Annotated in this window: 7 protein-coding genes and 1 pseudogene; all 8 read right to left on the bottom strand. The window is 51.4% G+C overall.

Features of this window, described 5'->3' with window-relative positions:
• Nucleotides 1-133: 133 nt before the first annotated feature.
• The 8 genes and pseudogenes from ACTQ3V_RS02160 to ACTQ3V_RS02125 all read right to left on the bottom strand — a co-directional run bounded on the left by ACTQ3V_RS02160 (nucleotide 134) and on the right by ACTQ3V_RS02125 (nucleotide 12023).
• Nucleotides 134-466 (bottom strand): plasmid mobilization protein, encoded by a 333-nt coding sequence (locus tag ACTQ3V_RS02160; protein ID WP_002576391.1) that lies wholly within the window; start codon nucleotides 464-466, stop codon nucleotides 134-136.
• Nucleotides 463-5268 (bottom strand): annotated as a pseudogene (locus ACTQ3V_RS02155) (helicase-like domain-containing protein); the annotation flags it as partial. The pseudogene ACTQ3V_RS02155 and the gene ACTQ3V_RS02160, both read right to left, overlap by 4 nt.
• 1553 nt (nucleotides 5269-6821) lie before the next feature.
• Nucleotides 6822-7166, bottom strand: coding sequence for a TnpV protein (locus tag ACTQ3V_RS02150; RefSeq protein ID WP_227148148.1), 345 nt, complete (start codon nucleotides 7164-7166; stop codon nucleotides 6822-6824).
• Nucleotides 7167-7968: 802 nt separating this feature from the next.
• Nucleotides 7969-8175, bottom strand: coding sequence for a transposon-transfer assisting family protein (locus ACTQ3V_RS02145; protein ID WP_005929883.1), 207 nt, complete (start codon nucleotides 8173-8175; stop codon nucleotides 7969-7971).
• Nucleotides 8176-8769 carry a YodL domain-containing protein gene (locus ACTQ3V_RS02140; RefSeq protein ID WP_441466068.1) on the bottom strand — a complete coding sequence of 198 codons (594 nt, stop codon included), beginning with the start codon at nucleotides 8767-8769 and terminating at the stop codon, nucleotides 8176-8178.
• Nucleotides 8756-9064: an immunoglobulin gene (locus ACTQ3V_RS02135; RefSeq protein ID WP_158358157.1), complete on the bottom strand. Its 309-nt coding sequence runs from the start codon at nucleotides 9062-9064 to the stop codon at nucleotides 8756-8758. Before ACTQ3V_RS02135 ends, ACTQ3V_RS02140 begins: the two co-directional genes overlap by 14 nt.
• Nucleotides 9061-9948, bottom strand: coding sequence for an LPD16 domain-containing protein (locus tag ACTQ3V_RS02130; RefSeq protein WP_441466067.1), 888 nt, complete (start codon nucleotides 9946-9948; stop codon nucleotides 9061-9063). Before ACTQ3V_RS02130 ends, ACTQ3V_RS02135 begins: the two co-directional genes overlap by 4 nt.
• Complete coding sequence (locus ACTQ3V_RS02125) at nucleotides 9945-12023, bottom strand: DNA topoisomerase 3 (protein WP_441466066.1); 2079 nt, start codon at nucleotides 12021-12023, stop codon at nucleotides 9945-9947. The genes ACTQ3V_RS02130 and ACTQ3V_RS02125 overlap by 4 nt, the downstream gene beginning before the upstream one ends.
• Nucleotides 12024-12038: the final 15 nt, after the last annotated feature.

The following is a 12038-nucleotide window of genomic DNA, read 5'->3' as shown; positions in this document are numbered from 1 at the left end:
GTTTTTTTCATCTTCATTTTACCGTACCCGCTTTCCAAACACCACGATGTCAACAGGTAGACCAAAAAATATGTAACGGCACAGACAGTTTCATCTGTGCCATGTGCAATAGAAATTCCGCACGTTTGCGCCGTCATCGAATACCAGAAAGTCTCTTCAGGATCAGCTTCTGCATCTCCCAGAGTTCATCCAGTCGCTTCTGCAAATCCCGGATATCCTCCGCATAGATGCTTCCGGATTCATTGGCGCGTTTTGCGTACTGGTTCAGGTTGTTGCTGCATCGGCGAAGAAGGGTGGATACCTGCGCCACATCCGACAAATCAAGATTCACGCAGTACCCGTCCATCGCCATTTTTCTCATATAGGCGCCGGTATTCCGAATACCCAATTCCTTCTGCTTTTCACGAATCCTCGCCAGCTCTTCCGGGTTTACCCGGACATTGATCCAGTGTTCCCGAACACTCATAGTGCCACCTCCTCATCATCCCGATGTGTCACAGGCGGAATGCGACCGGCACGGTCACGCAGCTCTGCCAGGACAGACGGCTTTTCCGTTGTTTTTTCACGGTCAGGATCATCATTTCCACGGTCATCCATATTTAGCAGTGCGTCCAGTTCTGCCAGTCTTGCACTCTTTTCTGCCAGTTCTGCCTCCTGGGGAAACGTTTTTCCAAGCTCGGCCTGCGCAGCTTCCTGCTGGCTCCTAAGACTGTCCAACTGCTGTTCTGCCTTTTCCAGCCTTGCTGGAATCCCGGCAAGAGCATTGTCCAGACGCTGGATATTGCCCGCAGCACTGGTGCCGATGGGCACTCGGTGGGTCATCTCACCTTTCAGCAGCACCTGATACTCTTTCTGGAAGCTATCAAACGTCAGCTCCATCTTGAAACCACGGTAACTGCCAAGCGGCACCGGCTCCAGACTCTGATTGGCTTTACAAACCGCGAGGATTGCTTCACCGGCATCTGCTTTTTCAGTAAATCGTGTGCTATTCACTGTCATGCCGCAGAATCCCTCTTCCGGCAACGGATGTGCCGCCACCGTCCGAATATCCGACTGAAAGCCCTTGATGAACCCCTGTGTTTTCTCAATTTCCGCAGGGAAATATTTCATCAGCTTATCCTCCAATCGGTACTGCTGGCTCTGATGGTCAGCTTTCAGCACCTTCAGCCTTGCAACATCTACATCCAAATCCATCTTTTCCTTGATCTTCGGGTCTCCGGCACAAAGTGCCTTGATTTCCGCATAGGAAAGAGCCTGCTCATCCACATCATCACAGGAACGTACCGGAGATTTGCTGGTCATGATCTGACTGATAAACTTCTGCTTATTCTCCAGTGTCTGATAGAGGTAGGCATCAAAGGTTCCTTCCGTCACATACTGATAAACCTGCACTTCTTTGTTTCGGTTTCCCTGACGGATGATACGACCATTTCGCTGGGTCATGTCCGCAGGCCGCCAGCCCACATCCAGATGATGCACGGCCACCAGTCTGTCCTGCACGTTCGTGCCTGCGCCCATCTTCTGTGTCGAACCTAACAACACCCGCACCTGCCCAGTACGGACTTTGGCAAACAAATCTTTCTTTTTTGCCTCGGTATCCGCATCATGGATAAATGCGATTTCTTCTTCTGGTACGCCGGACTGGATGAGTTTGGCGCGGATATCCTCATAGACATTGAAGGTTCCATCGTTTTTCGGTGTGCTGAGGTCGCAGAAAAGCAGCTGGGTCAGCTTATCCGACTGTCCTTCCTCATAAATCCGAAGCACATTCCGCACACAGGCGTTGAGCTTGCTGTTGGGGTCATCCGGCAGGAGAGGATTCATCAGCCGCTGATCCAGTCCCAGCTTTCTGCCGTCTGATGTGATTTTCAGCATGTTATCGACCGACGGGTCTACCACGCCGGAATGCACAGCCGCCGCCCGTTCCGAAAGCTCCGCCACCATCGCCTGCTGATGCTCCGAAGGCTGCACTACCACGGTTTCAAATTTTGCCTCCGGCACCGGCAGATGCAGCTGATCGGAAGTCTTGATATCCGCCACTTCCTTGAACATGTTCATCAGCTCCGGCAGGTTGAAGAATTTTGCAAATCTCGTTCTTGCCCGGTATCCGGTTCCTTCCGGTGCCAGCTCAATGGCCGTGGTGGTCTCACCAAAGGTAGAAGCCCAGCTGTCGAAATGGGTCAGCCCTTTCTGCTGCAATGTGCCGTACTGGAGATACCGCATCATGGTGTAAAGCTCCGTCATGCTGTTACTGACCGGGGTGCCGGTCGCAAAAATGATGCCGCGCCCGCCTGTCAACTCGTCCATATATTGGCACTTCATAAACATATCCGAAGATTTCTGCGCTTCCGATGTGGACAAGCCTGCAACATTGCGCATTTTTGTGTAGAGGAACAGATTCTTAAAGGCATGTGCTTCGTCTACAAACAGTCGGTCTACGCCCAGCTGCTCAAAGGTAATCACATCGTCTTTTCGGTCGGTTGCCCGGAGTTTCTCCAATCTCGCCTCCAATCCTTTCCGGGTCTTTTCCATCTGTTTGATGGAGAAACGTTCGCCATTCTGGGATTTCATCTCAGCAATGGCGTTTTCGATTTCATCAATCTGGGCAGTCAAAATCCGCTCCTGCCGTTCTGCGGACACCGGAATTTTCTCAAACTGGGAATGCCCGATGATGACTGCATCGTAATCACCAGTAGCAATTCGTGCGCAGAACTTCTTTCTGCGGGCAGTCTCAAAGTCCTTTTTGCTTGCCACCAGCAGTTTTGCACTCGGATACAGGCGCAGGAACTCGTTTGCCCACTGAAGGGTCAAATGATTCGGAACGACAAACATGGATTTCTGGCACAGTCCCAGCCGCTTTGCCTCCATAGCAGAAGCTGCCATCTCGAAGGTCTTACCGGCACCTACCTCGTGGGCCAGCAGCGTATTGCCGCCGTACAGCACATGAGCAATGGCATTCTGCTGATGTTCACGCAGCCGGATTTCCGGATTCATGCCGCCAAAGCGGATATGAGAACCATCGTACTCACGAGGACGGGTACTGTTGAACAGCTCGTTATACTTTTCCACCAGTTCCGCACGGCGATAAGGGTCTTTCCACACCCAATTCTGGAACGCATCCTTAATGGCCTGCTGTTTCTGCTGGGCGAGGGTGGTCTCCTTTTTATTCAGAACTCGCTTTTGCTTACCGTCTGCATCCTCCACGGTATCGTAGATACGAATATCCCGCAGATTCAGCGTATCCTCTAAAATCCGGTAGGCATTGGCACGGCTGGTGCCGTAGGTCATATAGGCATGGACATCGTTCCGGCTCGGTGTACTCTTGCCGGTAATCTGCCATTCTGCCGTCATGGGAGAGAATTTCACTTCAATATTTCGGCGCAGATAGAACGGCGGTTCAAAGGTTTCTTCCATAAACTGCTGGATATAATCCCGATTGACCCATGTGGCACCAAGACGCACATCAATCTCCGAAGCATCCAGGTCTTTTGGCTGTGCCTTCTTCAAATATTCCGCGTTCACCGCAAAGGCAGGGTCAGAGGCCGCAGCCAACTCTGCCACGCGGAGCTTTTCCCGGACATTGCCGGACAGATATTCATCAGCTGTTACCCAGCCGGTTTCCTCGCTGCCCTGCGTCATCGGGTCTTTGAAAATGACACCATGCAGTTCCTGCTGGATTTTTTCATATTCCCCTGGTGTACCTAAAAGCTCCGACATATAGGGCAAATCCACTCTGCCGCGCTCTCCAATGGAGATTGCCAGAGCTTCAGCCGGAGTATCCACGCTGGTAACAGCCCGTTCCGGTCGAATCGTCCGTTTGGTGAACATATCCGCCTTGGATTCCAGCCTGCCGTTTTCATCCACATTTTCCAGAGAGCAGAGCAGATAATAAGACGAATCTTCCGAAAAAGCCTGTGCATTTGCACGGGAATTGATAAGCCCATACTGATCGGCGAATCGGTCATAGGCTACATTCAGTTCCCGCTGTTTCTGGGCAATCGCTTCCTCCGGGTAATCGTTCAACTGATAGTCGATCAGTTCCTGCACAATGGTGCGAAGCTCCACCATGCCTTTGATCCTGCCGGTGGCTGTCGCAGAAAGGTCAGCCTTCCGCATGATGCTGTTCTCACGGAAGTAGACATCCCCATCCACTACGGCATAGGAGAAGTTCTTGACATTGGGGTCTGCCGGAATAGTTTCGCCCTGCAAGGACAACTCCTCCTCCGGTGCCAGCTCCTGTGCTTCATAATGACCGCCGATGTGCTGCACCGCCTCATGCAGCTGGTCTCCCAGATCCGCACCTGGAATCGGAATGACCGTACATTCTTCCTTGCCGTACTGGGTACTTTCCGTTGTAATCTCACCCAGCACCATTTCCGGGTGGTCAACAAAGTAGCTGTTGAGGGTTATCCCCTCCGATGTCAGCCCCAGATGCACCCAATCCGGTTCGATATCAATGGGATGGTCTCTCTTTTGCAGAAAAATGATATCCGACACCACATCTGTACCGGCATTGGCACGGAATGCGTTATTAGGAAGTCGAATGGCTCCCAGCAGTTCTGCCCGTTGCGCCAGATACTTTCGCGCGTCCGGATTCTTGGAATCCATCGTGTAGCGGCTGGTAACAAAGGCCACGATGCCACCGGGACGAACCTGATCCAATGCCTTGGCAAAGAAATAGTTGTGGATAGAAAATCCGAGTTTATCATAGGGCTTATCGCTGACACGGTAGTTGCCAAAGGGCACATTGCCCACGGCCAGATCATAGAAGTCGCGCCGGTCGGTGGTTTCAAAGCCTGCCACCTTGATTTCTGCCTGCGGATACAATTTCTGCGCAATGCGCCCGGTGATGGAATCCAGTTCCACACCATACAGTCTGCTTCCCAGCATGGAATCCGGCAGCATACCGAAGAAGTTGCCGACACCCATCGACGGTTCCAGAATATTGCCTTTCTCAAATCCCATACCGTCCAATGCCTCATAGATTGCACGGATCACGGTAGGGCTGGTGTAATGCGCATTCAGAGTCGAAGCCCTGGCTGCGGCATATTCTTCTTCCGTAAGAGCTGCTTTCAGCTCCTTATATTCGCCTGTCCAGGCAGTTTTCTCTGCGTCAAAGGCATCTGCCAGCCCACCCCAGCCGACATAATTGGCCAGCGTTTCCTGTTCCTCCGGTGTCGCATCCCTATGCTGATTTTCTAAGGCTTTCAGCGTGTAGATGGCATCCATGTTGGCACGGAATTTCTGTTTGGGACTGCCTTCGCCGAGGTGAAAGCTGTTGATGCGGTAGTTCTCCGCATGTTTTGCTTCATGCCCTGCCCGGAACGCTTCTTCCTCAGCTGCATTAGGAAACGTTTGAACTCTCCCATCAATCACAGTTGTAATCGGGAGCTGATCCAATGCCTCATCCGACCATACAGTACCTGAATTCTCAATATCTTTTGACACTGCTTCTTTTTCCGGATTCAGATCAACCACCAGATTGTGCAGGTGAACATTTTCCTCATGCCCCAAAAGCCTTGCCAGATTTTCTTTGCTTTCCGAGCGGAAGATCGGATACACGGAATCCGGGTCTCGAAGCTCCACATCGAAAAGCCCGACTTTTTCAATCGTAAATGCCTTTCCGTCCAGATACAACGTATCGCCGACACGATAATCCGGCTGCACCGGAGCTGCGGGTTCTGGCTGCACAGTTGCAGGCTCTTTTTCAGCCTCCATGTTCCTGCCGCGAATCTCCTGCAACGCCTCTGACGCGCTCACATAATCGGCAAATGTCTGCACTTTTCCGTCCGAATATCCGTAATACTCTTCTTTGACATAATCCCAGATGGCAAACGCATCTTTAGAATCCGGGAAATTATCGCCGGTCATCGTAACTACAAATCGTTCATCCGGTGCATAGCCAGACTCTCTGGCAAGTTCTCTGGCGCGTTCCTGCATTTCCAGCACCAGAGGATCTGTCTCTGCTTGAGCCAGTTTCTGTGCTTCTTCGGATTCCACATCTGGGAATGGAATGTCCTGCTGCAAATTCTGCTTGCTCTGCTCAACATAGAGCCAGTCTTTGGCTTCCCGTTCCTGGACTTTTTCAATTAGCTGCTGGCGGTAGGTCTCTGCCTCCCATTCGCTGGTAAACTCTTCGCTGACACCATCCGGCTCCACATGAATGCCATCCTGAATATCATCCCAAACCGCATAGCCATAGTCAGTTTCCATCACGGTAAACCGCTGGGGTGCTGCCAGCTCGCTCCGGGCATAGATATCCGCAGCCGTATTCAGCATATTGTCCACATGCTCATTTCCGGTATCGTAGCGTTCCGGTGGTGTTGGCGGAAATACATGGGCGGCAGTTGGCATAGGAAGCGGTGCACCATATTCCTGCTCCAGCTTCCGATACTCTTCCATTTCCAGCGCAGTCAGATACTGACCATTTTCCACAAGCCGGTCTAACCGCTTATCCACCGCCGACCATGTGAGGTGCACTTCCCGGTCATGGTCATAATTGCGAAGCAGAATGCCTTTCCCGTCATAATCAGCAAAACCGCGACTGCCATCCATAAAGGTATAGCTGTGACCACCGAGACCATATTCTGCTTTCAGGAATGCAGCCCGTTCTTTCGCTTCTCCTTGCTGCTGATACAGCGCATAAATACGGATTTTACCGCCTTCAAAATTAGAACCTGTCCGCAGCATCCGGTCGATTTCATCCTCAGAAATGACAAAAGCGGAGGGCTTTTCGCTCTCCGCTTCTTTGGCTGCATTTTCTGCCGCCGCATCAATTTTCTGAATCTGCTCTGCTTCGGACTGAAACAGACTCATGAAGTTTAACTGTTGATAAGTTCCGTCAGAATGACTTCCTCTGCCTGCGCTTTCAGCATGTTCATGTGCTGCACCCAGGCCATCTGGTTTGATTTCTTGTCCGGTGCCGGATTCGCTTTCAGAAGATCCGCCATCATCTGCTCCATCCGTGCGGTCGCGGTCTCCTGAATCTCCCACAGGTGCGGGTACAGCTTCTCGGTCAGGATCAGGTGATTGTACAGCAGCGTGTTGTTCTCCTGCAGAAACGCTCTGCGCATCCTCCCGTACTTGCCCAGGGGCTTCTGTTCCTGCACCGACAACTGGATGTCCGGAATCAGGTAATCGCCGTTCTTCGTGTAATTCAGCTCCATCATAGTTTTGGCTCCTTTCTGCCTGCTTGTCTTTTTCATAGGTTCGGATCGTGCGTTCAATTTCCCGGAAGATCTGGCTGGACATTTCGCTGACCGCAGTTCCCAGCACATTGGCGGCAGCCTGCGTATTAAAATCAAAAATGTCCAGAAAATCCTCGTGCTCAAAATAGTCATCTGCATTGCCCACCGTCCGGGTAAAGACGGAATATGCGATGCTGACAGCGGCAGCTTTCTTAAAGGAAGCTCCGATGTTGAGTTCATCATATCCTTCCAGATAGGAATCTGCAACGATGTCACTGATCTGCCTGCGGTTTTCCTCCCAGTACTCCCTTGCAAGGCGTTCTGCCGCTTCCATGATATGATTTACCAGAGACCCAGCACCGGAAGGAACATCAAATGCTGCATCCAGTGCGCGAATGATTGGCTGCTCATGCTCCGCATTCATTTTCCAGAGCTGTACCGGTCGGGAATTCTTCCGTTCTCCGGTATCTGCCACATCAAATACATACCGCAGTTTCGGCTGCTCGCCGCGCATGTCCAAAAGAGCAATGCCCTTGGAACCACGCTTCACATAGCGGTTCATCCGATCATTCCAGAGATCGTACTCTGCACAGGCCGTTGCTTCTGGTCTCTGCTTATAGATCATCAGCTGCTCCGCAAAGGGATACTTATAAAGCCGTGCGGATGTGGTCAAAAACGCTGTCCACTGCTCTTTGCTGCCAGTGATCTGCGCCGCTGCTTCCTGTGCCATCTGCATATAATATGCCGTTTTCGTCATCATCTGTCTTTTTCCTCCTCTCCTTTATTCGTCCGGATACAAATCCAGTGCCTCATATTCTGCATCCGTCATCTCTGCCAGTTTTGCAAGCAGCGAGGCCGTCCACCTGCGCAGATTTCTATCTCTGCCGGTCAGACTTTTTTGCATCTTTTGAAGCTCTTCGATCAGCCCTGTCCGTGTGCCAGGGCTGTAAAGCATCATGAGCATCCATTCGTCATCCGTAAAACGCATTTATAACTCCTTTTCTTCGCAGCACCTGCGAGGTGGCGCAGGCGGCACAGCCTCCTGCTTTTCCTTCAGCTGATCCAGAACCGATGCTTTCTCCGCCGGTTCTTCCTTCTTTCCGTTATTGATCACGCCGTCAATCATGCCGTAATCGTCCTCCATCGCCATTTCTGCGGCTTTCAGGTAATTCTCCGGTTTTAAAAATCCGGGCAGTTCCTGGAAGCCGATGGAATCCACATAGTGACAGCTTACAACACCATTCTGCCGTAAAGCCACGATGTCAGACACAGAAAGACTATGCCCAGTAAAATCATCAGGGCGGGAAACATTGAATTTCGCATACAGTTCCTCCAACATCGTATTCTGATCCTTGTAGGGAAGCAGCGGAGCCGTATAAACCACTTCATAATGGTCAATATCCGGTTCCAGCCCCATCCGTTCCAGTTCGCGCATAGACGAAAAGCGTTCATATACCGTATCCTCGCTGCGGCGAAGCTGCAAAATCGCATACTGGTCAGTGGCACTGTCGAGAAATGCCATCATTCTTTCGCCCGGTGCCTGATTTCCATGCACTTCATCCCACTTTTCAATTCTTGCCATCATTCATTTCTCCCTTCTCCATAAACGGCAATCCGTTTTCCTTTGCTTCCTGTCGCTGCTGTTCCCGACGCTTTTCACTGTAAGGCGGTCGGATACCGACGCAGCGTTTCGGAATCGTATAAGTGACCGATCCATGCTCCCGGTGCTCCAAAATAAACTGCTCCGGATACTGTTTTCGCAGTTCCCGAAGCTTCTTAATCAGCCGGCTGTCATGGGTGTAAACACTGGCCGTATCCAGTTCATTGTCAAAATTGATGACGGTTTCCTGCTCTGCCTTCGTAAGCTTATATTTCATCGCTCCGCCTCCTTCACCTTAGCAGCTTTCACCGGCGTATCCGTTCTGGAAGACAAATCCGAGAGTTTACCCAGCACAGATTCCCGTCTGCTGATTTCTGCATCCTCTGCATGATCACAAAGTTCATCATAGTCAATCCGCGTCATGGTACGTCCACCGAATCCATAATCCGAAAGGATCAGGTCTCTGGCTGCATTCATGCTGATTTCCGGGTTTTCGATCTGGCCACCGTCAATTTCCGTGAAGTCCTTATAATATAAGGTATAGTCGTAACCGTCCTCACAGGTCTGAATGGCAAGAAAGCCCTTGCTTCCCAAATCCCATGCGCTGCATTCTTCCGTAATCAGCGGCTCCGGGCGGCATGTACCGCCACCGCGTTCCAGCATTTCTGCCAGCTGACAGATGTGCAAAACATCATACCCCAGGCGCAAATGATATTCGTCCATATATTCGCAGCGAGCTGAGAACTTCCGGTTCGGATACTCGATCTCCACTGCACTGCCATCCGGAATTTTGAACCGATCCTCGTAGTTGCTGGTGATAAACCGGATATTTTTTGCATTCTCCAGCTCAGGATCAGCCTTTTTCATCTGCCAGAGAACCTTTCTGCCGCCGCGTACCTGCTCCAGCATCTCCGGAGCTACCGGCGCAACGGCAAGACCGTCAAGCTGGGGAATCTTCTGAAGTGCTACCACCCTTGCGCTTTCTTCCAGCGTAGAAGACGGCTGTTTATCCAACACATCCCAGCCAATGTGTCCCTCGGCAATCTGCACCTTGCTGTCCATATCAAAGCAATGGAATTCCACGCCGTCCTGCTTTTCCTGCAAAGAAAGCAGCGCAGCATTATCCACCAAATAAGCTGCATTCATCATTTTCATGCTCATTTTTTACCTCCAAACTCCAGCTTAAATGCTGCTGCACCGTCCTCGCCAGTCTCTACATGAACGGTTGTGTCATAGTAACGTCCAGACTTCTTGGAATAGCAGTGGGTAAGCCGTGCTTTTCCCTGATTTACCAGTTGCTTTGCCAGTTCCTCTGTCATCTGCTTTCCCAGTGTCTGAAAGAACCTGTTTTCCTTCCAGAGCGCAAATTTACAGCTCTTATCCCTGCAAAACCATCCATTTGCCGTTTCACAAACATCACTGCCGCAGGCGGGGCAGGAACCAATGACTTTGCGCTCCGGCTGTATCAGAACATCAGCCCCTTTCACAGCCTCGTAGGTTTTTACAAGTCCGCTGACCATGCTGCTGATTTCTCCCATAAAGGCATCGCTGTCATACTCGCCGTGTTCTATTTTCAGCAGTTTTTCCTCCCAGTCTGCCGTCATGGATGGAGACTGAATCTGTTCCGGCACCACCGTCACCAGCGCATTTCCCTTGTCCGTAGAACAAAGGTATTTCGTTTTCTTATCGCCCCTGCGCTCGATAAAGCCTTTCTGTACCAGTTTTTCGATGATGGCAGCGCGTGTAGCTGGTGTGCCGACGCCTTTTCGCTCTACACCAGCCGGAAATTCATCCGAGCTGGCACTTTCCATCGCTGAAAGCAGAAGATCTTCGGTAAACCTCTTGGGTGGGCTGGTCTTGCCTTCTTTCAGATCGACACCGGCAAGTTCCAATGTCATGCCTTCCGAAAGCTCCGGAAGATCACCTGCCTCCGCATTCTTCTCAGCATCTTCAACCGGCTTTCCTGCATATTGCCTCCAGCCCATATCCGTGACTGTTTTGCCTTTCGTGCGGAACTTCTGACCGGCGCACTCCGCTTCCACTATGGTTTCTGCATAGCGGCAAGGAGTTCCTACCGCACAAATCAGACGCACCGCCAGCATGGTAAGAATCGCCTGTTCTCCACTGGGAAGAGAGGAAATGTCATAACCCGCCGCTGTTTTTGTGGGGATTATGGCATGGTGATCGGTCACTTTCTTGGAATTGATGACCTGCGCTGCATTCACCGGTGCTGGCTCATCCGGTTGAATCTGAAAGCTCTGCTGGATCACAGAAACAAGTTCCGGCACCAGCGGTGCCATATCATCCGTCAGATACCGGCTGTCGGTACGGGGATATGTCACGAGTTTCTTCTCGTACAGAGCCTGCGTGTAATCCAGGGTCTGCTGGGCAGTGAATCCCAACTGCCGGTTTGCTTCTCTCTGAAGCGAGGTCAGATCAAACAATGCCGGGGGCTTCTCTGATTTTTCTTTCTGCTCCACCTTAGTAATGATGGCACTACCTGCCTGACAGCACTCTGCCACCAGTTTTTCTGCTTCTGCTTTTTCTTTCATCCGCTCACCACCTGCTTGAAAATCCCGGAATTTCAATTCTGCCGAGTAGAACGGCTCTGGCTTGAAAGCCCGGATTGCTGCATCCCGCATGACCACCATCGCAAGCGTTGGTGTCATCACGCGCCCCACATTCAGGGTCTGCCCATACAGACATGAAAAAAGCCGGGTGGCGTTGATTCCGACAATCCAGTCGGCACGCTCCCGGCATAAAGCCGCCTCATATAAGGCATCATATTCTGTTCCCGGTCGGAGCTTCTGAAAGCCTTCCCGGATCGCACTGTCCTCCATCGAGGAAATCCAAAGTCGTTCCACCGGCTTTTTGCAGCCGCACTGATGGTAAACCAGTCGGAAAATCAGTTCTCCCTCACGCCCTGCATCGGTTGCACAGATCAGACTCTCCACATCTTTCCGCTGCATGAGCTTTTTCAGGATTCCGAACTGCTTTTTCGTGCTGGCAGATACCTGATACCGCCAATGATCCGGCAAAATCGGAAGATCATCATACCTCCACTTGGCATACTTTTCATCATAGGCTTCCGGCTGGGAAAGTTCCACCAGATGCCCCACACACCAACTGACAAGGTAGCCATTGCCCTCCATATAACCGTCTCCGCGCTGATTTGCCCCGATCACCTTCGAGAGACTCATGGCAACCGAGGGCTTTTCCGCTAATACAAGCTTCATTCGATACTGCTCCTT

The sequence above is a fragment of the Candidatus Agathobaculum pullicola genome, from assembly GCF_052117205.1.
Taxonomy (GTDB): domain Bacteria; phylum Bacillota; class Clostridia; order Oscillospirales; family Butyricicoccaceae; genus Agathobaculum; species Agathobaculum pullicola.
This window is presented reverse-complemented; position numbering and strand designations above follow the sequence as displayed.

What these genes read in the sequence shown, in the direction of transcription:
- ACTQ3V_RS02145 (WP_005929883.1), bottom strand. Translation starts at nt 8,175, where the DNA reads ATGCGTTTTACGGATGACGAATGGATGCTCATGATGCTTTACAGCCCT.
- ACTQ3V_RS02125 (WP_441466066.1), bottom strand. Translation starts at nt 12,023, where the DNA reads ATGAAGCTTGTATTAGCGGAAAAGCCCTCGGTTGCCATGAGTCTCTCG.
- ACTQ3V_RS02130 (WP_441466067.1), bottom strand. Translation starts at nt 9,948, where the DNA reads ATGAGCATGAAAATGATGAATGCAGCTTATTTGGTGGATAATGCTGCG.
- ACTQ3V_RS02140 (WP_441466068.1), bottom strand. Translation starts at nt 8,769, where the DNA reads ATGGCAAGAATTGAAAAGTGGGATGAAGTGCATGGAAATCAGGCACCG.
- ACTQ3V_RS02150 (WP_227148148.1), bottom strand. Translation starts at nt 7,166, where the DNA reads ATGGAGCTGAATTACACGAAGAACGGCGATTACCTGATTCCGGACATC.
- ACTQ3V_RS02160 (WP_002576391.1), bottom strand. Translation starts at nt 466, where the DNA reads ATGAGTGTTCGGGAACACTGGATCAATGTCCGGGTAAACCCGGAAGAG.
- ACTQ3V_RS02135 (WP_158358157.1), bottom strand. Translation starts at nt 9,064, where the DNA reads ATGAAATATAAGCTTACGAAGGCAGAGCAGGAAACCGTCATCAATTTT.